Source organism: Natronococcus jeotgali DSM 18795 (assembly GCF_000337695.1).
GTDB classification, from domain to species: domain Archaea; phylum Halobacteriota; class Halobacteria; order Halobacteriales; family Natrialbaceae; genus Natronococcus; species Natronococcus jeotgali.
Map to the genome: position 1 here is coordinate 57,600 of NZ_AOIA01000103.1, position 23,610 is coordinate 81,209.

Sequence of the window (23,610 nt, forward strand, 5' to 3'; positions counted from 1 at the left end):
TATTCTGGTATGATTGACGAACACACATACAACAGGATAGCTAATCAGCTCTTCCTGTTGTCTAATACATATACGGATCACAAAACAGATGCAAAAAGCGGTCTACTGGCTGATTCTGGCGCTCGTTCGGCTAGAGTGGCTGTGTTGAATCGCCATAGGGCGGTGGAATTCACTGTTTCACGGCACGCTTGATGTTATAGACGACACACATCAGAGCGATTTCTCGAAACTCACGAAACCAGGACCGCGCTCGCACGGCGAAGCCGAGCGAGCGCTTGATAGCCGAGTTGACGGTCTCAGTCATAGAGCGCTGATTGTAGCGCTGTTCGTCGATTCTGGCGTTGTGTGCGTAGTCGTAAGGCGCGAAGATACGATGCTTGATGAGCGGTCTGATGTCGAGTTCACGCAACTCTTCACGGAGTGACTGCTTGTCATAGCCTTTATCGGCGGTAAGAGACTGCAAATCGCCCGCGTTTCGGCGGGCAATCTGCTCGGCAAGGTCTGCATCGCTTCCTTCACGCTTCGTCAAACAGTGAACGTCAAGAACGGCTTGAGACGCTGTATCGACGAGCTTCGCAACTTTGAGCTTCTGCACGCTGTAGCTGATTCGCTGGCAGTAGTGACGGCTCGCGGCAGATCGTTCGTAGAACGTGGCGTCGATCGCGCCNACTTTGAGCTTCTGCACGCTGTAGCTGATTCGCTGGCAGTAGTGACGGCTCGCGGCAGATCGTTCGTAGAACGTGGCGTCGATCGCGCCGTATTTCGAAGGATCGTGCAGCTGCGCCGACTGGCGCAGCAGCACTCGACAGATGCTCATGTTGATTCGGTTGAACGCTTTACACAACGTAGATGGGGAGGGGAGATCGGCCGCACTGAGGCCGATCTCCCCGGTTATTTGTGGCATCTCCTTAAGTAGGTCAATTGTCATCCGGTAGGATGTGTCAAGGTAAATCCGCAGACAATGCAGGGAAACGACCGCATAGTCGGCGAATCCGCCGCCACCTTCAGGGGCGGCGGATTCGCCTCCATCACCAGTAACGGTTTGAGCAACCGGGACAACTTCGCTAATGAAGCGGGAGATTTGCGTCATGGACACTCGCAGTCTCCTGCTTCAACTCCTTTGATTTAGCGCCCTATCCCGATACCGTCTAATGATTCAACAGAGCCCTCAAAAGGCAAACTGACGCCGTATCTCAGAGCGTTCCAACTTCGACGGCGAATCCTCCGAAAACCCGGCGAAAACCACTCGAAGAGATCGTTCAAACCGTTCTTTGATCCACCAACAATGTGCTTCACATGAGCGTCGTAGCAATGATGACTAGTTCGAACCTGCCCCATAGTAACATAACTGTAAGAACGATTTTAATAGTACCCAGAACAATGATATCAGTCAGCAACCACCCTATGATAGCATTCGTCTGCTCATCACGGATAAGCCCCCTGAGCGTCACAGAATGACGAATCGGCTCGAGGACACTAAAATCTGCAGGACACTGTATAGATAAAGGAAACCACAAACAGTGGAGATAGTGAAGATGCGGTGAGATCAGCGACACCACCAGCTAGTCTCTGACACAAATGGGACTCGATTGACGAACAGCGGCAATTTGACTGCTTCAGCACACTTCTTACAATAAGTGAATTATTCACACTTCAGCAGGAGTGCTGCGATAGCCGCTGAAACACCGGTCTATAATAGAAGTAAATTATTAAATTTTACTTGTTATATTAAGATATAATTTTAATGAAATCGTTAATGGTGTCAAATTCTCTGCTGATCCCCGTTAGAAGACCCAGAGTACGAGGGATGCGTAGAACGCTACAAGCGAGATGATGGCAAGTCGAATAAGGATATTTACGCTGAAGACAAGCCCACTGTAGTCAAGTTTGAGCAGCCGTAATCGGTCCGTTTGAACGTTTGTCAAGCCGATCCGAGCATCAGAAACGCGTTCGACCGCGTGTTGAACTGTGTCTGTAACCGTCGCCACGTCGAATCCCTTCATGTTCGCTAGGTCGTGTACCGACGCGTGCGTGTCTGTTGAAAACAGAATTACGTCGTCAAACTCCTGTTGGAGCCGTTCGCGTTGTTCCCGCAGATCATCTGTAATTCCGTTCGTATCGACCCCGAAAAGAAGCGTTCGTTGGCCGTCAACTTCCTCGACGAGTGCCATCAGTGGATGCTCGTCACAATGGACGGCGAACCCTACACTATACGGATAGGTTTCGGCGTCCTCAAGGAGCTCAAGGAAGTCGTCGAAGCATCGCTTGAGGCGGGCAGCATCCTCCGTTCCGTACTGGATCTCTCTATCCAGTTCCGCGTGAATGTGATGGTTGTGCATATCTACCAGGAGGACGTCGTCTTTCGAGATATTTCGCATGAAGACGCCCGGATGGTAGTCGTCGATTCCCTCAGCTTCGAAGAAGACGATTTTCTTCCCATCGACGGTCCGTCCGTAGAAGTGGAGATCATCGTGCTCCAGACTGTGGAGTCGCGATGCCGTTGAAACTGTTTCGGGGTTACCTATCGCGTCGATAACCTTAGCGACGTCAGCCGGATCTGCGAGATCCTCCTTATGAGTACATGGAACATGCAGGAAGAATCCCGTGCCGGTGTCGTTCAGTCTTTCGATAACTTCGCTACTGAGTTTGCCGCCTCCAAACCCGCCGAGCGGGCCCGGATGGATCCACGGAGCCGCGAGCGTGAGTTTCTTCCCATTATCGATCGTTAGTGTTTGTACATCTGGCCTCGCAGGGTACCCAAGATCAAGCGCTGATCGCTCGCCCTTGAGCAGTCCTGATGTGAGTCTGAATGCAGAGACGTTCGCATTGTTGCCGATCAGGTAGTCGAACAGTTTCAGGAAGAGGACGAGAATCACAACGACTGCTAGAAGAACTCCAAAGTTAACGAGAAGAGATGCCTCAGAGACGCCGATGTTTTGACCAATGAAGAACTGGAACACGCCGATCAAGAGTAATGGTTGTGAAAGTGATAATAATATTATCTGCCCCAGTCGTTGGGAACCCACCGAAACGGTCAAGACTGATACATTGGTAAGACTCACGGTGATTAGCGCGAGCCAAATAATTTGCCACGCGTTCATCCCCGTATCCGCACCCGAAAGGATGAGTGCATAGATGAAAAGAAACAATTGAGTTGTGAGCGCAAGAAAGTAACTCCAGTGGCGCGGATAATCAGGCAGTGAATGATAGAAAAGTTCAGCGGCGATGAAAAACGGTCCTAGGAAGATCACTATCGCACCGACTGGAATGATCCAAGGCTGAATCTCGATCGGTGCAAATTTATTGAGTGCCAAATACATAAGCGTCGCATAGAGTGGGCTCAATACAACCAGCGCGATGATTTGCGTTGGGAGTGATGGCAATTTGAAAACGATATGTTTGAAGATATCGACGTTATCGGAACCCATCGTTTAATCACCAGTTGGATTCCCAGAGCGTGTCATAGAATCTGTCTTGCCCTCGCTACTCACCGATTTCACTGTTTTCTTTTCGCAGTGACAGAGTGACTCCACTAGTCGTTCACTTCCCATAAAGAAAACCATGAATTATGATGGTTTAAACTATTGTATAATGTATCTTCTGAATGGACCATTCGAAGATGGAGAGTGAGTTCTTCACGATGAGGGGCTACGAATTCACAGATCGGACAGGTATAATCTTGTTGATTGGGAATTCTTACTTCGGATGCTTCTGAACTCCGTAGTAGTCCAGAATTCGTGGTTTCACCGGGATACTGGGACATCATTATACTACTTGGAGTTTAGTAATATGTCTGCTTCTATGAGGATTGCGTACTGGTCTATATCTGTATTGAACAGTATAGTCCACATAGGAAGCTTCATACAATATCTTCTAGCTAATATCATTTATAAATTATCAAGTAAACAAAATTATCTATTGGTAAAATCGTTCTATCACGAGAGAAATGAGAACGGTGTAATCGAAGAATAGCGGGTATAAGACGTATTCTATGACGCGCTTCACATACGATTACATCCAAAAATGGGGTGTCGTAGTGTGGGAGAATAACTAGGTCCTGGATTAGTTTATCCATCGCGAAAGACTGCGCAGTGAGGGTGAGCGCCGCAAGCAGGACGGTGGAGGTGGGTGAGAGTTAGAGCACAGCCGGTTTAGTGGCCGAGCAGAGTGATATAAAGGCGCAAGGCTTTGACTTTATGAGAATCCTGTTTAAGCCCCTAGTCGGTGAACGAATGCGATGGGGTTGAAGGAGACCCAGTACCTCACAAAGCGTCCCTGCTCACTTGGGCTGAAGCCGCAGTTTCATCCTGATCCGTAGTGTTGACGGAAGTTCTGACGGACCTCGTAGATATCTTCTGCGTCGACCTTAGCGTTCTTGGCGAGGTCAAGACCCACTTCCTCGTCAAGGGAGTTGACGAGGAAGTTAAGGAGCTGGTCCTCGTGGATTGCATTGTCTGCTTGCTGCTGGTGATTAGACACGTCTTCAGCAAGCAGACGACTCAACTAACCGGCTTTGTGATGTACTGAGAATACAAACGGGTCTCGAGGGTGATAACGCATGGATCTCGAGACGGAGTGTCCACGGACCGCTGTCGGCGAGTCGTCCGCATCAACCGCGCCATCGACGTCTACGCATCGGCGGGACAGAAGCGGCACGCGAGTGGTGTCGGGTCACGGAACGCTCGTTACCGAACGTCCGAACTCGAGGCCCTCGAAAGCAGATATATGACTCCGGTACCGAACACGAACCCGAGACCGACGAGAACGGCGACGGTGGGGACGATCGTGTCGAGCGCGCCGCCGAACGCTGTCACCTCGAGGACGGTCATCACGTCTTCGTCGAGCATAATCGCGCGTGCGGCATCGACGCCGTACGTGACGGGGTTGATTCGAGCGACCAGCTGAATCCAGTTCGGGAGCACCTCGAGGGGGAGAAAGGCACTCGAGAGGAACAACAGCGGGAACTGCAAGAGGTTCGCGCCGATGATCGTCGATTCCTGGTCTCGAGTCAGCACCGCGAGCATGTTCGAGAACGCGATAAACCAGAACGAAAAGAGGATTCCGACGGCCATGATCCCGACGGCACCGACGACGCCGGTCGTGATCTCCGCGCCAAGGAGCACGCCGAGTCCGAGAATGATGGCTATCTGGAGGCCGATACGGAACACCTCGGCGAGGGTCTTCCCGACGAACACGGCGGTTCGGTTCATCGGCGAGACGAGCACCTTCTCGAACATGCCGTTCTCGATGTCGTTGACCAGCCCGATTCCAGAGGTGACCGCCGACGCGAGTGCGACCTGGATCGCGATTGCCGGGACGAGAAACGTCGTGTAGTCGACACCCGGAAGTCCCTGATTGACGACGCCGCCGGCGACGTTGCCGAACACCTCCGTAAACAGGACGAAAAAATAAACGGCTGTGCGAGCGAGACGACGAGGACGAACGGGTTCCGGACGGCCTTGAGGTTCCACCGCTTGAAGTTGACCCAGACGTCCCCGACGAAGGTGTTTGTGGATCTCGCAACCTCGCGGTCGGCAGTCCCCGACTCGGTCGGCGTGCTCACGTGGACTCCTCCGTTTCGGCCGCGCCACCGTCATTGTCGACACGCTCGCCCGTAATCGCGAGAAAGACGTCGTCCAGCGTCGGCGCGCGAACGTTGAACCCGAGAACAGTTAGTCCCGCGTCGCGCAGTGCAACGAGGAGATCCGTTCCCGACTGACGGGCCGCTTGTGCGGTGACGCTGATTCCCGTCTCGGTCTCCTCGACGGTCGCGATATCAAAGTCGTCGAACTCGCGTGCGAGCGTTGCAGCGCGCGCCCGCGCTTCGGGCCCATCGCCCAGTTCGATATCGAGGACGTCGCCACCGACCTGCCGCTTGAGATCGGCAGGGGATCCGTCGGCGACGATCCCGCCGTCGAGAATCACCGCCAACCGCTCACAGAGCGTGTCGGCCTCCTCGAGGTACTGCGTGGTGAGGAAAATCGTCGTCCCCTGCTCGTTGATCCGTTGGAAGTACTCCCAGAGCCGATTGCGTGCCTTCGGATCGAGGCCGGTCGTCGGTTCATCCAGGAAGACCAGCGGCGGGCGGTGGACGAGCGCGGTGGCGGCGTCGAGTCGTTTTTTCATCCCACCCGAGAACTCCTCCGAGCGCTTGTCGGCGACCGCTTCGAGATCGACGAGGTCGAGCAGTTCAGCGGTTCGGTCGTCCCGTTCGCCCCGCGGGACGCCGTAGGCTTCACACGCGAATCGAATGTTCTCCTCGGCTGTGAGTTCCGGATCGATGCTCGTCTCCTGGGCCATGTAGCCGATCGATTCCCGGATCTTCCGCGGCTCGGTTCGGACGTCGAACCCGTTGACGCGGACCTCGCCGGCGGTCGGTGACAGCAGCGTCGCGAGCACTTTGATCACCGTCGTCTTGCCCGCGCCGTTGGGGCCGAGAAACCCGAAGAATTCGCCGTCACCGACCGTCAGATGGACGCTTCTGACCGCTTCAGTTCCGTCACCGTACGTGAGCTCGAGACCAGAGATGTCGATCGAGGCGTGTTTTGCGGGCTCGGTTCGACTCGCACTCGAGTCCTGTGAGTGTGCACGGTGAGTTTTAGCATCCGCCACCGATTGTTCGTTCGACATACAGCGGATACGGGCGCAGAAGACAAATACGTCCGACTTCGAAACTCGGTGGTCGCTTCAATAACCGAAGTGTCGCCTATCATGCTGGTAGAACTGTTCGGGAACCGATTGTGTAGTTTTTCTGTCAGTCGGGTGGACGCGGATAGTCAGTGATTGCTTTCCCCTGTAGGGCGGAACGATCTCAGAGTTCGTAGGACACCGCCCACCTGTGGAGGTGGCCAAACACCGGGAAGATCGCTCGAGCTTTCTCGGTCGGCTCGTACTCGACTCGCGGCGGAACCTCGTCGTAGGCCGTTCGGCCAAGCAGGCCAGCATCGGTCAGCTCCCGGAGTCGCGTCGAGAGCGTGTTCGCCGGCACCTCGAGTGCGGTCTCGAGGTCGGAGAACCGTAACGGCCCGCTCGCGAAGGCGAACTCGGAGAGTACCGCCATCGTGTGCGTCCGGCCGAGGAGATCGAGCAGTTCGGCGACCGTTCGCTCGACCCGCTCCCGTTCATCCGGTTCCAGCGATTGTCTGAGTCTGCGGGCTTCCTCGGGAGATCGGCTAGCGTCCAATCGAGTTACACTATCGTCGTCCATACACAACTGGACGGCCTCGAAGACCAAGATCGTTTCCCGCACAAATGGCGTTCAACGCTATTTCCCACCCGCTGCTTCGAAACTTCGAAGTTAGAAGTATATCCCTTTCGACGCCGTACGTCCGGATATGAAAATCGCCGTCTTCGGTGCGACCGGCCGCACTGGTCGCCCGGTTTGCGAACAGGCGCTCGAGCGCGGCCACGAGATCGTCGTCCACGCTCGCTCCCCCGACCGCGTTCAGTTCACCGATGATCGAGTGACCGTCGTAGAGGGGGATGCCTACACGGGCGACGGTGTTCGCGACGCCGTCGAGAGCGTCGACGCCGTCGTCAGCGTCCTCGGTCAGGGTGACGGCTCTCCGGACGATCTGTTGACCGTCGCCGGCGAGCAGATCACCGACGCGATGACGGAGAGGGGCGTCTTGCGATTCGTCACGCTCGTCGGTGCCGGCGTTCGCGAGGACGGAGAATCCGTCTCGCTCGGCGGGAAGATGATGGGTGTGCTCCTGAAACTGCTTGCCAGAGACGTTCTCGAGGATGCCGAAACCCACGTCGAGTCCGTCCGCGAGACGGACCTCGAGTGGACGGTCGTCCGTGTGCCACGGCTAAGTGAGGGCGATCGGACGGGAGCGTACCGCGCGGGCGAGATCAATCTCGGGTTCGATGCGATCGACCGTGCCGACGTCGCTCGGTTCATTCTGGATTGCCTCGAGGATGATCGGAACGTTCGAGAGATGCCGAAGGTGGGACCCGCATGACCACTGTCAACTAACATCGAGTTGTCCTTGCCGTCGGCGGTGTAGTCGCTGTAAACCTCGTTGTTCTCGGCCTCACCCTCGTGACTGTTGGTGCTGGTGGCTTCGATCCGTTCGCCGTTCTCCCGGTTGCGATCGCCACTGCGGTCGGCGCACTCGGCGGTGTCGTCGTCCACGCCGTCTTTCGGCGCGCCTTCGGTGACGCCGCGGATCGACGATTCGTTCTGGCTGCCGCCCTCGTGACACTGCTCTCGCTCGTCCTCCTCGAGCCTGCTTCGGCCTTCGATGGCGCAACCACGGCCCGCCTCGGTGTTCTCGGGCTGATGCATATCGCTGCAGCCGGCGTCGTTGTTGCCGCTCTCGTCGACTGGAGGGGGAACCGATGATTCTTGTCACCGGCGCAACCGGGACTGTTGGAAGCGACGTCTGTGCGAACCTCGCGACTGTATCTGTCTCGGTTCGGGCTGCGACGCGTTCACCCGAGCGATTCGACGGGCCGGCTGACGAAACCGTCGCGTTCGACTTTACCGATCCGACAACCTACCGCGAGGCATTTGCCGACATTGATGCGGTGTTTCTCGCTCGCCCGCCTGCACTGTCTCGCGTTCGTCGCGATATCGTCCCGGCACTGGCTGCCGCGGTTGGGGCCGGCGTCGATCACGTGGTCTTCCTCTCGGTCATCGGGGCAGACCGCAATCGTCTCGTCCCACACGCGCGGATCGAGTCGTGGCTCGAGTCGGCACCTGTCTCGACTACGTTCCTCCGAGCGTCGTTTTTTATGCAGAACCTCTCGACAACCCACCGCGAAGAGATTCGAGCCGGAGAGCTGATTGTCCCGGCCGGAACTGGTCGGACGAGTTTTATCGATGCACGCGACGTCGCTGCAGTGGCAGCAGAATCTCTTCTCACGCGAACAACCGGCGAGTACGATCTAACTGGACCAGAGGCACTGGGGTATCGGGAAGTCTGTCGACAGTTCTTGGCAACCCTCGATCACGAGGTGAAGTACACAGCACCATCGCTGTCTCTTATACACATCTCTGATGGCNGATGTGTATAAGAGACAGGGTAACTGGTGACGTCTCCCGACTGCTGGGACGTGAATCAACCGTTCTGAGAACATTCATTGAGGACTACCGCGACGTTTGGGAGTGAGTGAATACACGGTTCACTGTGTTGATCCTCTATAGTCAGCAGGTGGATTTTGACAGATGGCTGAGATACCGGTAACCGCTCCGGTAACTGTTTGGCCTATACGTAACAGGGGTTTCATCAAAATCTCGACTGGCAGATAACGAACGGCGGAGTTTGTGTTAAACTCAGACGTTTGACTGACAGCATGACATACCACATAGAGAGTTTGCAAGAGAATGACGGTTGGTGCCGCCGTTTTACGAAAGGAACAGGGCTTCTCTGGATTCCGTTACATGGAGTTGCGAACTGAGCGGTACTGCTATACCTCCCCTGGAGAAGTATTATGCGGATGTATCGTTAAAATATATCAATATGACATCAGCCCCCGTGAAAAGCCGCTACTCGCTGGCGATATCCAGTGCGGTATATTTCGGATCCGTCTTCTTAATCGGTCTACCTGTTATGTATGTCCTTTACNCTCACCCGTCTTCAGCTTGATTGGTTTGTTACCTCCGCTGCAGGACTCATAGTCGTTGCTGCAGCATTTGTAGTCAGTATGCTGATTGCGGGAAAAGTAGCAACCCTCCTTATGAATCGACTTTCTTGAGTGTGAAACGATATGTGGTTTCTCTGTATGCAACACAGTCATCCATCTGTCGGCTACTGCGATAGTGTCGATTCGAGACGATCGCAACCGACCGATCAAAGCCGCCCTTAGAATTCTGATCGGCAAGTGGGTGGGGGGGAAACGGGAGGCCGACTTCGGCTTCGGCCCGGATGCAGGTCCGTACTATCCCGATTGCTTGAGTAAGAAAACTCAAGCATGCAACAGATGATTGCCATACGTAATTACGTTTCTGGCATAGTAGTCGAAAGTCGTCTCACAGTTCCGGAACCACCAATATAGGCATAACTCTCAACAGTTATTTCGGAAAAATAAGAAGCCGAGTTTAGCCGCTCAACTGAGTCTTCGATCTCGGTCAGCAGTCGTCGTTAGTGTCGTCCTCGTCTAGCTCGTCAGCGTCGTGATCCGCGAGTTCGTCCTCGTCAACGTCAAACTCACCATCTTCGTCGAACTCGTCTTCGTCAACGTCGAAGGCTTCGTCGTCATCGAACTCCGCTTCGAAGTCCTCAAGTTGCTCTTCGAGGGTCTGTGCATCTTCAGCGTCCTCGGGGAGTTCGATGTCAACCGGCTCGTTGTACGCTTCGAAGTACGTCGTTTCAGTGGCTGTCGTTTCGATACTCTCGATTGTATTCATGTCTTCACTCGCGTTGCCGTCATCGTACGCTCCGAGATCCTCCATGAAGGTTTCAGTAGTAAGCTCAGTTTTGACCGGCAGGTCTGTCTCACAGTCAACCCACATCGTGACAGTCATCTCCTGATCTGGGCTCACAAGCACAACCTCGGAGGGTGATTTTGATGCGTGGCTTATTTCCAGAATTATTGGGGATGAACCAGCTGATCAGTAGGGCAGCGTATCGGTCGTCCACAGGGTCTCTGGAGTATCTGCTATCCCCAAATGCTAATACGAAGAGGGAGAAGTGGTTCTTATGAACAGCAGTACCGTGAGAGGGGCCTCTATTTCCATCCAGCGGGCTACTCTCCAGGGATACCTTCTCATTCTACTCGGACTCCTGTTCGTCGTTGAAAACGCAGTGTCGGTGCTCGCGACCAAAGGTTCTCTTACTGGGATTAGCGGTGTCGTTCTTGGTCTCTTTGCGATCGGCAGCGGTGTACTCGTGTATGTTAGACCTGAAAAAGTCTCTCGTGGAACTGAGCCTGCTCCGACCTATCTGTACGTTCTTGCTGGCGTCGTTACTATCGCGTTTCTATTCTCAATCATCTATGTATTGTAGGAATGAGTCCGAATCTCGCCCCTTACGTAGCTTCTTTTTTGCATAGAATGCTCTGCTGAAACCCACTTCTTTAGATCCTTATTCATATGTATATACTTCACACTATATGTGCATACTGAATATAGACACTCCGCTGTTCTATATCGATAAACTTGGACTGAACGCTGCAGCAACCCACACGTCAGCAAACAACAGAAGCAAAGCAAAACCTCCATTGAACTCGTGCTCAGGCGTCTGAACCGATGCATAGACGTATGCAGCCAACGCAAGATCGACTGTCGAAGGCGCTCGAGCAGAGAGGTGACGCGTCGAAAACAGACATCCTCGACGATCTACTCCGTGACTACGAGATCGCACCACCGTCAATTTCTAAAGAGGGTGCACGGCGAGTGATGAAACGTCTCACCGACGAGGCAAACATCGAACTCGAGGACGGGCACAAGTATCTCAAGCCGCATGGAGCACGTCGTGGGCTCGGCGCCGAGCTGTACGCACTCGGTGAGTCTGAAAAGGCCCAACAGGTACTGCGTCACAAATCAATTGAAACGACCCACGAGGCCTACAGTGATCTCAAAACGAAAGACCTCGCCCAATCGATTGACGAAATACGGAATGAGTAAATTATAAAGTATCATAGTTAAAGATTTGTCTGATATTGGCAGTCCATATAGAGATGATTCAAATAATTTTTGTTAACTGCTTGTCTGGGCAGCAATAGTAATGGAATAGACACCTAGAATACCACGCAGAAGTGCAGCTGCTATCAGGTCCAGTACTGATTAACATTTTTGATAGGCACTGGTTCCAGACCTTGCCTTATAAACCAGTCACCATAAGGCACTATTTGGTACTTGTTACCGGATTACTCAAAATAAAGATATGCTCGACGAAGCGGCATGGTCAAAGGGAGATCAAGAGATGAAGCATGTCGAGGCGGATCCAGAGACAAAATCAATTGAAGATATCAATCTCGCCGAGTTCCAACGCAAGCCGGTTTCAAAGTTCGTATTGGCGTTTTTAGTCGGATTCTTCTTCTTTCTTGTACCGGTTCCATGGAATGGTCAAATAACAGTTCCTTTTGACATACTTATAAACTATATTACAGGTACGTACCCAATGTTTGCAGGAACGTACGCGCTTGCGCTCATTGTTGCGGGTGGTTTCCTGACTACACTTGCTGAATTTCGAAAACACGGTCTCATCTCAATCAAGGACACCTTAGCAAAACAGTTGGCTCTACCCTATTGGGAAACATCTGTTCCCTTTTGGTTCTTCCGCGTCGCCGGTGCCGTGCTCGCACCAGTGCTATTTTTCGAGGTTGGTCCTGAATGGCTGATTGGTCCCGGGACAGGTGGTCTTGTCTGGGGAACACTCATTCTTAGCGTCGCAGTGATTATTCCGATCGGTGCTATCTTTATCAACCTCTTTGTCGAACTCGGTGGCCTCGAATTTGTTGGAACAATGGCTCGTCCAATCATGCGGCCGTTATTCAAAGTCCCAGGGCGGGCGGCTCTTGATAGCGTTGCCTCATGGGTCGGTTCCTACAGCGTTGGCCTCTATGTTACGCGAAACGTCTTCGATCGCGGCGAGTACTCTAAGAGAGACGTCTATATTATCAGCACGTGCTTTGCGACTGTTTCTATCGGGTTTGTTGGCGTCGTTGCCGCGACCGTTGACCTTCTCGAACTCTTTCCGATTATCTTTATGTCGTATCTGATTTGCATTGCGGTTACGAGTTTTATTCTCGTTCGAATCCCACCGCTGAGTAGGGTCCCTGAGTCGTATATTTCTGAACCAAATCCCGAGACACCGTTCCAGGGCTCCGCAAAAGATTATTTCCGATTCGGTCTCTCTGAGGCTATCGAAAAGGCAGAGGAAAGTGGTACTATTGTCGATGCGTCGGTTCGAGGGTTTATTGATGGTATCAAACTCACAATCCTCATCCTTGGGACGATTCTCTCAATTGGTCTCGCAGCCGTTGTTGTTGCCGAGCATACTCCGGTATTTAACATTATTTCTCAGCCGCTTATCCCGGTTTTCGAACTGCTCGGTATTCCTGATGCTGAGGTTGTTGCACCGGCGTCGATCATCGGTATTACCGAGATGTTCATTCCGGCACTGCTGGTTGCTGAGGCTGACGCAATGGCACGCTTTTTCATTGCTCTGCTTTCAATCTCTCAGCTAATCTTTTTCTCTGCGACCGCCCCAATGATGATGGATATGTTCAGTGATATCCCCATTCGGTTCAGGGATCTTATCTTGTTATTCATCATGCGCACGATTATCCTTATTCCGATCATCACAATTATAATGCATACGCTTGCGGCGTTTGGACTGCTCTGATCAGAATTCTTCTTCCTTGATTTCTTAATATGAGCGTGTCATAGAATTCTTCTGGTCCCCTTCGAAGTGATAGATACAGATCAAGCAGGTAACGGAACGGCATTTGATCTCTCCGATAGCTGCCAAAAGCTGTGTGCTGAATACAGAGCCTGAGTTCAGTGGTCGGTAACGCTAGAGAACTACTTGCTAAACACTTTCACAGATCAGTAACAACCATCAAGATAATTCATGGCCTGGGACTTCTTTCAAATCCAGCAAGACAACACCCTCAGCTGTAGCCAGAAGCTGGACGAAATACAGGACCTAATCCAAGATATCGGACATCCGCCGCCCGGCAGCCTCCACTTCGTGTCCGATATATTCGAAGATTGTGTCAATCAAGAACACGTAAAATCCCTGGAAACCGCCTACTTCATCGCAGAAGAAGTCAACGGACTCGCCTACACCGACATAGGAAGAGGCTTGGAAGCAATCGGACAGGCCGACATCAACGCAGTCAACCAATTTATCCAACAGAAAATACAGGGCCAAGATCGCAGGAAAGCCCACTACCTGGCCCCGTTGATTCCTCGCTTCTACAGAGGACAAGAAACTGAAATGGCCGGCCAAATGCAGTGCTGGTACAACACCTACAGCTACTTCTTCTTCCGATCCCTCGAACACACCCTGAGAACCTTTCTGGAGGAAAGCTCTGGCCATGGAGCCACAGACTTCAGTAATGAACTCGATCCCATCAAAGACAAACTCGAAGACATAGCCCAGACACACGGCCTCGACTCAAATAACGCCTACCAGGACAAGAACTACAAGGTTGTCAAAGTCTCCATCCTCCTCAAGGATCTTGAATGGGATACGAAGAAAACTGTCGACTGGAACGATATACAGGCAAACCTCAGCCAATACCCACAATTAGAAGCCTTCCTTACCTACAACAGTTCGCCTATTTCTGATCTAAAACAGCATAACACCCATCCCCTGACAAAGCTGCTCATGCTGGACCATAGCGATAAGCTCGCCTACTACGACCACTGCCTGGGACTGATACAGCCCGGAAGAGGCCAAAACAGCGACCCCAACGTCCGAATCAAAAACGATCTCTTAGCGAGAGATGAGTACGAAAGCACGGTCGCAGAGATAGAGGTCTTCAACGCCCTACGCAGAGAGTTCGGAGTCAACGACGTCGCAATCGAACAGCAAGCACCGAACGGCGGTGTCCCTGACGCCAAGATCACGATTGGCGGAGAAACCATTTGGACTGAGATAACACTGCCACGGCCACAGCCATCCTACGAAATCGCCCGGCGGTACTCCGCGTCGATGAACCCGGAAGAGAGCGGGGCCAGGAAAACGGTCACAACCAAGCTCCGCAAACAAATCCGTGACGTAAAAGATACAACCGGCGATCGGACCATGCTTGTCATCAAGAACGAGGAATCTAAGGTCGACGATGAAATTGTTGGGGACTACGTCGAAGGCTTCACCGGAATCGGTACACCACAGGACGACCCTGACGCCGATCCAATCATCTTGACAGCGGACTCAGGCCTCCAATACGACAACGTACCCGACCACCTGGACATCTTGGTCAACTACGATACACTCAACGATCTCACTGGGCAACCCTACATCGAAGGCCAGGTAGCCAATCTCACCAACGTCGATCAATCCATTATCGACCGGCTGGTCGACGCCCTCAATGCAGACGAACTTACACCACCATAAGACTTGGAAAAATTCGAGGTCTGCGACTGAGTGACGATCTACTTCCAGTTTCTCAGAAAAACCGTCTGCAAGATATGCGCCTTGTATTCAGCACGACTCTATCAAGATCTCTATTAGTTAATGAACTGATCGTGTTAGGTTCGCACGCTCTATCTACCAGCTGATTCGTTGAACGCCAGGGTGAAAACAATCCTGTGGGGACGATTCTATGACACGCTCTAATATAGATATGAGACGAGTGACGTGAGCAATTTTCTCTCAGCACGTCGGAGATGATCTTCTACTGTCCGTCGACTGACTTCAACTTCCTCAGCGATTGCCTTCGTCGTAGTTTCTCGGGGGAGATCGTAGTAGCCATACTCTACCGCGAGCGTAAGCACTTCTCGCTGGCGTTCAGTTAGCTCGGGAAGTACGTCGTCGAGGGTCAAAAGTGGGGTTGACTGTACCGGCATACTGATCTTGTGTTTGGCCCGTACGTCAATACTGAAGTCGTCCGATACCAGCTCAGTATAGAGGTCAGTGAGGCTCTTAGACTCGAGTGCGAGAATTCGACACTGCTTTTCGCCGTTTTCGTACCGAAGAGGTGGTAACAGTAGACAGTTAAACATTCGAAGATACTGTTCGATGTAAGCCACTTCATGTTGTTTGAGGCATGATTCCGTGATTACAACTGCCTCTCTATCACGGTGGATCTCAGCCTCAATTCCGATATCTGTCCGTATCTGCGAAAGGAGCGGACCTATCTCAGTGCCAGAGACATAGAGGAGATCAGAGTGGTCATTACACCAGAGTTCGATTCGACAGTCGGCATCCTTAGTCGGCTTAGTGTAAGAGCCCGAGTCGGCAATCGAAAAAGTCGCTTCGTACATAACGGTTATACGTAGACTCAGTATATAAAGCCCGTTCCGAACGGTGCACCTTTAGTATTATTTCTCCTCCTAGTTTTGTAGCACATGGATTCGAATTCAATCCTTGGCGAAGGCGAACCAAGCGACCAGTGGCAAAAGTATCAGGGTGCACCGACTGGCTCCGATCTCGAGTGTGAGGGGTGGCGACAGGAAGCAGCCCTCCGAATGCTTAACAACAACCTTGATCCGGAAGTAGCGGAAAATCCCGAAGACCTGGTCGTCTATGGCGGTACTGGACGAGCGGCGCGATCATGGGACGCCTACGATACGATTCTCTCGGAACTACGCTCGCTTGAGGATGACGAGACATTGTTGGTGCAGTCGGGGAAACCGGTTGGCCGATTTCGAACCCATGAGCGCGCGCCACGAGTGCTGATCGCAAATTCCAACTTGGTCGGTAACTGGGACAACTGGGAACATTTTCACGAACTCGAGGCAGAGGGGAAGATCATGTATGGCCAGATGACCGCCGGTTCGTGGGCATACATTGGGACGCAGGGGATCATTCAGGGAACGTTCGAGACACTAGCCGAACTCGCCCGTCAGCACTACGACGGTGACCTAAGCGGGCGGACGGTCGTAACCGCCGGTCTCGGCGGAATGGGGGGTGCACAGCCGCTTGCAGTGACAATGAACGGCGGTATCTGTATCGCTGCTGAAGTCGATGAAGAACGGATCGATCGGCGTATCGAAACCGGCTACTGCATGGAGAAAGCCGACGACATCGAGCAGGCGATCGAACGCGCAGAAGAGGCGCGTGAGGTCGGCGAACCCTACAGTGTCGGCGTCCACGTCAATGCAGCGGAACTGCTCGAGACCATGCTCGAGCAGGAATACGTTCCAGATGTGGTTACGGATCAGACAAGCGCTCATGATGCTCTCGAGGGATACTACCCCGACGGCTACACGGTCAACGAAGCCAACGAGCTGCGCGAGAATGATCCAGACAAGTACCTTAAAGCGAGTTTGGACACGATGGAGCGCCACGTCGACGCGATCCTCGAAATGCAAGATCAGGGTTCGATCGCGTTCGAGTACGGCAACAACATCCGTGGACAGGTGCAGGAACACCGCGGGCATAAGGATGCATTCGAGTTCCCCGGTTTCGTTCCCGCCTACATCCGTCCGCAGTTCTGTCGCGGAAAGGGGCCGTTCCGATGGGCCGCGCTCTCGGGCGACCCCGAAGACATCCACCGAACTGACGAAGCCATCCTCGAGCTGTTCCCCGAGAAGGACCACCTCCGTCGCTGGATCGAACTCGCACAAGAACAGGTGCAATTCCAGGGCTTACCCAGTCGAGTCTGCTGGCTCGGATACGCAACCGATGGTGAAGAGTACACCGAGCGTGCCCGCTTTGCGCTCCGGATCAACGAACTCGTCGCCGAAGGGGAGATTTCCGCTCCGATCGTCGTTACCCGGGACCACCTTGACGCGGGTAGCGTCGCCAGTCCAAACCGTGAGACTGAGGCAATGAAAGACGGCACCGACGCCGTCGCCGACTGGCCGGTCCTCAATGCACTGGTAAACTGCGCCGCTGGAGCCGACATTGTCAGTGTCCACGACGGTGGCGGCGTCGGTATCGGGAATTCCCTTCATGCGAACAACCACGTTGTTCTCGACGGCACGGATCTCGCCGCTGAGAAGGCGAAGGCCGTGTTCACGACGGATCCTGGAATGGGCGTCATCCGTCACGCGGACGCGGGCTACGAGGACGCGCTGGACGAAGCGGAACAGTCGAACGTCCGGATTCCGATGGACAACGAATGACACAAAATGCTTTCAACCAACCCGATTGGGAGGGCTGGATTGGCCCCTCGAGCGACCCGAATGACCGCCAGTTCGGTAATGTTGTCTCGGCGGTCGAGTCGGATACCGCAGCAGACACGGACGTCGTCTTCGTTGGGGAACCCTATGACGGCGCGGTGATCAGCCGCCGTGGGGCTCGCGAAGCCCCTCTCGAGATCCGTCGCTCACTCGCAGCCATGAAGACCACTCACCTGTCGGCCGGCGAACCGGGATCGCAGCTCGGCGACCTCGGCGACCTCAATCTGCCGGAGACAGACGTTGCAGATGTCCAGGAATCCGTTCAGGAGACTGCCACGGATATCTACAAGATGGGCCCACTCCCGGTCTTTCTCGGCGGGGATAACTCACTTACCTATGGAAACGTCGCCCCCCTTCTCGACGCTAATAGAGACGTCGGCGTCATCAACTTCGACGCCCACCTCGACTGTCGCGAGGTTCAAGGCGGACCCACTAGCGGAACCCCCTACCGACAGTTGCATGAGGCCGGTCTCGATACATACATTGCTGTTGGAGCGCGACACTTTGAGACGTCGACCGCCTACATCAAGTACGTCCGCGAGCAGGATGGAACGATCATTCCGGCAGACACGTTCGTAGACGGACCGAATGCCGTCACTGAAACGATACAAGATGCGCTCATGGACGTTGATGTCCTCTATCTGAGCGTCGACTGTGACGTTCTCGAAGCGAGTGCCGCACCGGGTGTCAGTGCACCGACTCCGGGCGGGTTAACGACCCGTGAACTGTTCTCCGCGGTGAGGACACTTGCCGCCGACGAACGGCTAGCGGGAGTTGAAGTAGTCGAGTGTGCTCCGCCCCTCGATACGGATGGTCTGACTGTTGATGCTGCCGCAAGAACAGTCGCTCACGCGATCAGCGGTTACTTAGAGATCGATTCATGAGTTACACGATTGTCTACGACGCAAACGAACTGGTTACCGGACCGGCGAACAGCGCGGAAACTAACACGAATAAGCGTACTGGCGATGGATCTTCCGATTCCTCTGTCAGGCCCGTCCTCAATGTCGAGTCCAACGCTGCAATCGTCATTGAAGGCGGTACAGTCGCTGCGATCGATTCAAGTGACAAACTTACTCGCGAGTATCCGACCGAGAACGCCACAACAGCAATTGACGCGAGCGGACAGTGTGTTCTACCAGGGTTTGTCGATCCACACACGCACGCAGTATTCGCAGGTGATCGTTCGGACGAGTTCGAGGCGAAACTCAGGGGAAAAAGCTATCAGGAAATTCTTGCTGAAGGCGGCGGTATCCTCCGAACTGTTCAGGCCGTTCGCGAGGCAAGTGTAGACGAACTCACAGACAGACTACTTGAACGGCTTAATTTGATGCTCGCGGCCGGGACGACGACCGCCGAAATCAAATCTGGTTACGGGCTCGACACCGAGACCGAACTGAAACTCCTCTCAGCAATCAATCGAGCCGATGAGCGCCATCCTATCGATATCGTAGCGACGTTTATGGGTGCACACGCGATTCCAGAAGGGGTCAACGCCAACGAGTACACCACGTCGGTTGTGGAAGAGCAACTCCCTGCTGTTGAGAAACAAGGCATCGCTGAGTTCTGTGACGTCTTCTGTGAGGCAGGAGTCTTCTCTGTCGAGCAGTCCCGGAAAATACTCGAGGCTGGCACAAAACGAGGTTTAACTCCAAAGCTGCACATCGACGAGTTCGAAAATCTCGGCGGGTCACAACTGGCAGCGTCGCTCTCAGCCGCAAGCGCTGACCATCTGCTCCAGTCGACTCCAGAAGATATTGAGACGCTGCTTGAGGCGGATGTGACGCCGGTCCTATTGCCTGGAACAGCCTTTGGACTTGGTGGTGAGTATCCAAGTCTCGAGCCGTATCGTAAGCGAAATATCATTCCGGCAATCGGGAGTGATTTCAACCCGAACTGTTATGCAAAGCGAATGGGGTTCGCAGCTACGCTGGCTTGTGTAGGGATTGGAATGACACCCGGAGAAGCAATCCGTGGGATTACCGACCGCTCAGCCGCAGCGATCAATCGTAGCGATAGCGTGGGAACACTTGAAATCGGTGATCCGGCTGATCTCGCCGTACTCGAGATACCGTCGTACCGACATCTTCCGTATAGATACGACGAAAACGTCGTCGGATCTGTTCTCAAGCATGGTGATGTCGTCGTTGAAACATCAGATCCAAGTACAAAACACTGAAAATAAGACCACATAACGGCCTCAAATTTGAAAATTGTGGCTCTGTTGGAACTCTCTTCATGTCTTGCGATTTGCTAGGAAATATGATTTATTCATTCTGATAATTATATAATATTTAATGTATATAATTGTAGTATTATTTACTATTTATTAATTTCAAAGAATAACAAGCCATTCAAAAAGAAAGGATGTAGTAAAGTAACCCGACGTACGAGCCATGGAAATCTGTGATCACCACACTGTATTACAAAACATAGCTAACATCGAGGGTGTCATAGAACTCTTGTCACACCGTGATGATCGTACTTCCCGGATTGTCTCCACGCTCGTAGTTGGTGATAGCGACGACGAGGCGAAGGCNCGAGGGTGTCATAGAACTCTTGTCACACCGTGATGATCGTACTTCCCGGATTGTCTCCACGCTCGTAGTTGGTGATAGCGACGACGAGGCGAAGGCACAGGGCAAGAAACACCTGCGCTCGTGCGTGGACGCGGCCTCGGGCGTGCGTTCGCCCGAGGCCGCAGTCCTTCACTGATTCGTTGGTTCGTTCGACTCCAGTACGGCGGTTGTACGTCTCATCCAACGTGGACTGCTTCAGCTGAACGTCCTCGCTGTGTTGTTCGATGCGATCTTCGACCCTGTACTCGATGTCTTTCGGGTCGTCAGTGTTTCGCGCGTTGTACGGAGCGACTGGCACGACCCCTGCGGCCAGCAGGTGGTCGTGCCAGTCGAGCGTGTCGTAAGCGCTGTCACCGACCATCCAGATCGGCTTGGCGACGGCGAGCGCGTCACTCGTGACGCGCATCGCCGTCTCCTCTGGTGCTTGCTTACTCTCGGTGAACTCAGCTGCAATCGGGATCTTTTGCCCGGTCGAGACGATCGTGCAACCGTAGCCGTAGTAGTACTCGCCGTCGGTTGGATCGTAGCACTTCGACGCGTCTTGATCGGCGGGCATCGCCCTCACGTCGGTTGAATCGATACAGTAGGTCAAGTCGAGCAGGCCGCGCCGGGCGGCCTGCTCGACGAGTCGGTCAAAGACTTCGTCAACGACGTGTTCGAGGTCGGTGAGAAAGCGATCGACCGCGTCTCTCGACGGCGGTCGATCGAACCCACAGCTGAGCCAAACGACCGTGTTCCGAAGCTCTCGCTCAACGGGACGAATGCCGTAGATGTCGTGGTAGTAGCAATGGAGGAAGCCACGCATCAGCTCTGGTGGTTCGTGATCTCGTGTTCGCCCCGTCTCCGCCGGGGCGAACACGTCGAACTCTTCGAGAAACTCGAAGGAGAGATGCTCAAACAACGATAGCGTCTCGGTTTCCGCGACATTGAAGAACGGCTCTACCGAAGGATCATCTTGCAGGGTCGCTGAACTCATCCACCTCAGCGTTCACCCTGCTCTTTGGTGTGCTACTCGTTCTATGACACNACCGAAGGATCATCTTGCAGGGTCGCTGAACTCATCCACCTCAGCGTTCACCCTGCTCTTTGGTGTGCTACTCGTTCTATGACACCCTCGTAAATAGCTTTGAAATTACTGTAATATCAGCTAACTAGCTTTGTGAGGTACTGAATTTAGCAGCTTGGCTGTTCAAGAAGATTATCGCTGCTCGTATCGTTAGATTCGGTTCTAACGTACTTGGTACTCCCTCGCTTTACCGCCTCGAGATTGGTTTTGGATCCGTAGTGTTCGACATAAAAATCCGTCCCTCCTTTGATTTTCTCATACATTTGGGCCGGCGTTTTGGTGAACGTTGACCCTGAAACATCGTATCCAATTGTCTCGATACACCGGCAATCATTATACGTTGAACTACTGTCGGTCGTGACGCATGTTACTTCGAACGCCATGTTATGCCATGAGTATTGCAGGGTGATAAATAATGGCAAAGCGTGGTGGAAGTGGTTCATGTTGTTCTTTAGATAACCTGTATAACGCGGGCTATCAAGAACCACCATAGATAGAGATCCAAATAGAACCTCAGTATCGTCGATCTCGATGCAAATCCCTGGGGGTTCGACGTCGATGTATTCAGCTCTTCGAATGTATGCACGGTTCGCGTATTCACCGACGTCCTCGTGTGTATAGGTCACGCTGGCGATAGGTGCCTCGAGCACGATTGCGCCGGCGACGGCGTCGACCGCTTATCTGTCGAGTGCTGTCCGTGACTCGAGACCGACGCCTTTTCGACCCCCATATGCACATCGTTTGATATGGGAACCAAGCGAACGACGCTCCGGCTCAGTGACGAGAGATAACAGCTGCTCGAGGAAGCGAGTGAGATCGTTGCGGATGGGCCTGACGACGACGACCCGCCGATGTCCGACGTGACCGACGTCGCGCTCACGCACCTAGTCGAGAGTGAGCAAAACATCGCGAACACGAGTGTCATCGGGCTCCGATACCGTACTCGAGCCGAAAGCCGTTGACGCTAACTCCTCCAAGCCTCGTGCGCCCACGAGAACCCCTCCGAAAATTCGGAAAAGGTGCGCTTGGACGGGGTCCATGAGGTCGTTTGTTTTTCTCGAGAGAGTGCTCAGGATCTCTTGGAATCGGCCATCCCGTCTACCCAACGGCGCTAGCGAAATCGCCACCGTGTTGGTTAGAACGGACCGCAGACGACTGTATAGATTTGTTGTCTGATCGACGACAACCCTGAATACCACAATTACAGCGAGTCCACCGTCGGCGCCGTCATGATCGCGGTGGACATCGTTCATCTCGAGAACGGTGTCGGTTCTTGCCTCGAGTAGTCGACGAAACCACGAACGTTATATATTATGCCTCTGTGGTAGAGGATGGCACGCTACGTGCCATGCGACAGAGGCCGCTGCTACCTACCGTCACCGAACCCGGAACCACCCACCTGCCGGATCCGAGCTCATGGCGGCCGGTATCCTCTGTCGTTCCTTAGGAATCAGGAGCAGCGGCATCCTACGAGTTGTCTATAATACGGCAGTCGCCGCAGACGGCCGTTAGGAGTGGATATTTTGGTTGTCTACCACCGCACAAATGAGTCTGTAGAATGATCTATGTCTAATACGAATTCGGCCTCCGATATCGAGAACTGGAACGGTGCCCTTGGCCCACAGTCCGAAAGCGAGCCATTGTTCTACGAACTCAACGCCGGGGACAACGCTGTTCGTCTCGTCGGCCCCGCTCCTGGACAACTCTATGATTATGATCGAGATGAGTTTGAGCAACTTGTTGCTGACGGCGAGTGGGTACTGGCTGAGGACGATCCCGAAAATGAGGTCTTTCGGACGCCTGATGGCGACCACCCATACTAACTGATTATTGTCGGCGGGTTTTCGGGTTCAAGATCTTCATGTACAGATGGACCATCCGACAGCAGGAGATGCCAGTCTTCCGTCAGCTCTGAGGTATACGAAGCCCGTGAAGACGACTCCACGGCTACGAAGGCGGTGCGTAAGCTTGAAACGCTCCCTGACCAATTCTAGAGAAAGTACGGTGCCGCGGGTAGGCAACTGATTGGTCCGCGGTTTCTGTTGGTCCGCCGGTATGCTGATTGTGGACCTGATAACGCGAACCGCTGCCTCGGCGGTATCTCACTCACGCCTACACCATATACAGCACTATTCGACGCGGTTTCGGCAAGCAAATTTCGAACGACAACATCCATGAGAACATCCCTATCCAACCCACTCACAGGCATCAAACAA

17 protein-coding genes and 4 pseudogenes are annotated in these 23,610 nt (G+C 53.5%); 11 read left to right on the plus strand and 10 right to left on the minus strand.

All coding sequences use genetic code 11. The features are described from left to right. Positions 1 to 169: 169 nt before the first annotated feature. The 6 genes and pseudogenes from C492_RS10840 to C492_RS10865 all read right to left on the minus strand — a co-directional run bounded on the left by C492_RS10840 (position 170) and on the right by C492_RS10865 (position 7,207). Complete coding sequence (locus tag C492_RS10840) at positions 170 to 1,090, minus strand: IS5 family transposase (protein ID WP_008423415.1); 921 nt, start codon at positions 1,088 to 1,090, stop codon at positions 170 to 172. A 694-nt stretch (positions 1,091 to 1,784) separates the two neighbouring features. After that, complete coding sequence (locus C492_RS10845) at positions 1,785 to 3,428, minus strand: DUF2070 family protein (RefSeq protein ID WP_008423419.1); 1,644 nt, start codon at positions 3,426 to 3,428, stop codon at positions 1,785 to 1,787. Between the two features lie 910 nt (positions 3,429 to 4,338). After that, positions 4,339 to 4,479 (minus strand): annotated as a pseudogene (locus C492_RS23730) (ISH3 family transposase); the annotation flags it as partial. A gap of 206 nt (positions 4,480 to 4,685) precedes the next feature. Then, positions 4,686 to 5,563 (minus strand): annotated as a pseudogene (locus C492_RS10855) (ABC transporter permease). Next, entirely contained in the window at positions 5,560 to 6,630 is a 1,071-nt protein-coding gene (locus tag C492_RS10860) for an ABC transporter ATP-binding protein (protein ID WP_008423425.1), read from the minus strand. The pseudogene C492_RS10855 and the gene C492_RS10860 overlap by 4 nt, the downstream one beginning before the upstream one ends. 181 nt (positions 6,631 to 6,811) lie before the next feature. Then, positions 6,812 to 7,207, minus strand: a complete 396-nt coding sequence (locus C492_RS10865; RefSeq protein WP_083898836.1) for a winged helix-turn-helix transcriptional regulator — start codon at positions 7,205 to 7,207, stop codon at positions 6,812 to 6,814. Positions 7,208 to 7,334: 127 nt separating this feature from the next. Between C492_RS10865 and C492_RS10870 the strand changes: the two genes are divergently transcribed. The 3 genes and pseudogenes from C492_RS10870 (at position 7,335) to C492_RS10880 (ending at position 9,021) form a co-directional block, all read left to right on the plus strand. Further along, positions 7,335 to 7,964, plus strand: a complete 630-nt coding sequence (locus C492_RS10870; RefSeq protein ID WP_008423430.1) for an NAD(P)-dependent oxidoreductase — start codon at positions 7,335 to 7,337, stop codon at positions 7,962 to 7,964. A gap of 38 nt (positions 7,965 to 8,002) precedes the next feature. Beyond that, positions 8,003 to 8,347, plus strand: a pseudogene (locus tag C492_RS10875) (DUF6069 family protein); the annotation flags it as partial. Continuing rightward, complete coding sequence (locus C492_RS10880; protein WP_008423434.1) at positions 8,344 to 9,021, plus strand: SDR family oxidoreductase; 678 nt, start codon at positions 8,344 to 8,346, stop codon at positions 9,019 to 9,021. The pseudogene C492_RS10875 and the gene C492_RS10880, both read left to right, overlap by 4 nt. Before the next feature lie 1,054 nt (positions 9,022 to 10,075). Here C492_RS10880 and C492_RS10885 read toward each other — a convergent pair. After that, positions 10,076 to 10,489, minus strand: a complete 414-nt coding sequence (locus C492_RS10885; RefSeq protein ID WP_193364857.1) for a hypothetical protein — start codon at positions 10,487 to 10,489, stop codon at positions 10,076 to 10,078. Between the two features lie 157 nt (positions 10,490 to 10,646). Between C492_RS10885 and C492_RS10890 the strand changes: the two genes are divergently transcribed. The 4 genes and pseudogenes from C492_RS10890 (at position 10,647) to C492_RS10905 (ending at position 15,017) form a co-directional block, all read left to right on the plus strand. Then, positions 10,647 to 10,952, plus strand: coding sequence for a hypothetical protein (locus C492_RS10890; RefSeq protein WP_008423439.1), 306 nt, complete (start codon positions 10,647 to 10,649; stop codon positions 10,950 to 10,952). 275 nt (positions 10,953 to 11,227) lie between these two features. Beyond that, positions 11,228 to 11,572: pseudogene (locus tag C492_RS10895) on the plus strand (tyrosine-type recombinase/integrase); the annotation flags it as partial. 259 nt (positions 11,573 to 11,831) lie between these two features. After that, the gene (locus C492_RS10900) at positions 11,832 to 13,295 is read left to right on the plus strand and encodes a YjiH family protein (RefSeq protein ID WP_008423442.1); all 1,464 of its coding nucleotides are present in this window, start codon (positions 11,832 to 11,834) and stop codon (positions 13,293 to 13,295) included. A gap of 228 nt (positions 13,296 to 13,523) precedes the next feature. Continuing rightward, the gene (locus C492_RS10905; protein ID WP_008423444.1) at positions 13,524 to 15,017 is read left to right on the plus strand and encodes a hypothetical protein; all 1,494 of its coding nucleotides are present in this window, start codon (positions 13,524 to 13,526) and stop codon (positions 15,015 to 15,017) included. Positions 15,018 to 15,235: 218 nt separating this feature from the next. Here C492_RS10905 and C492_RS10910 read toward each other — a convergent pair whose 3' ends face one another. Further along, complete coding sequence (locus C492_RS10910; protein WP_008423446.1) at positions 15,236 to 15,886, minus strand: helix-turn-helix domain-containing protein; 651 nt, start codon at positions 15,884 to 15,886, stop codon at positions 15,236 to 15,238. 84 nt (positions 15,887 to 15,970) lie between these two features. Here C492_RS10910 and hutU point away from each other — a divergent pair, with 84 nt between their 5' ends. The 3 genes from hutU to hutI are packed head-to-tail and all read left to right on the plus strand — an operon-like array spanning position 15,971 to position 19,928. Next, on the plus strand, positions 15,971 to 17,692 hold the full coding sequence (gene hutU / locus C492_RS10915; protein ID WP_049892997.1) for a urocanate hydratase: 1,722 nt from the start codon (positions 15,971 to 15,973) through the stop codon (positions 17,690 to 17,692). Continuing rightward, on the plus strand, positions 17,689 to 18,633 hold the full coding sequence (gene hutG, locus C492_RS10920; RefSeq protein WP_008423450.1) for a formimidoylglutamase: 945 nt from the start codon (positions 17,689 to 17,691) through the stop codon (positions 18,631 to 18,633). Before hutU ends, hutG begins: the two co-directional genes overlap by 4 nt. After that, entirely contained in the window at positions 18,630 to 19,928 is a 1,299-nt protein-coding gene (gene hutI, locus C492_RS10925; protein WP_008423451.1) for an imidazolonepropionase, read from the plus strand. The genes hutG and hutI overlap by 4 nt, the downstream gene beginning before the upstream one ends. A gap of 383 nt (positions 19,929 to 20,311) precedes the next feature. On the opposite strand, the gene C492_RS10930 is transcribed toward hutI, so the two are convergent. After that, positions 20,312 to 21,304 (minus strand): transposase, encoded by a 993-nt coding sequence (locus C492_RS10930; protein WP_008423453.1) that lies wholly within the window; start codon positions 21,302 to 21,304, stop codon positions 20,312 to 20,314. 197 nt (positions 21,305 to 21,501) lie between these two features. Then, positions 21,502 to 22,044 (minus strand): DUF3892 domain-containing protein, encoded by a 543-nt coding sequence (locus C492_RS23735; RefSeq protein ID WP_152424891.1) that lies wholly within the window; start codon positions 22,042 to 22,044, stop codon positions 21,502 to 21,504. Between the two features lie 144 nt (positions 22,045 to 22,188). On the opposite strand from C492_RS23735, the gene C492_RS26070 reads away from it, so the two are divergent. Next, the gene (locus tag C492_RS26070) at positions 22,189 to 22,356 is read left to right on the plus strand and encodes a DUF7386 family protein (RefSeq protein ID WP_449289506.1); all 168 of its coding nucleotides are present in this window, start codon (positions 22,189 to 22,191) and stop codon (positions 22,354 to 22,356) included. Positions 22,357 to 23,610 lie beyond the last annotated feature (1,254 nt).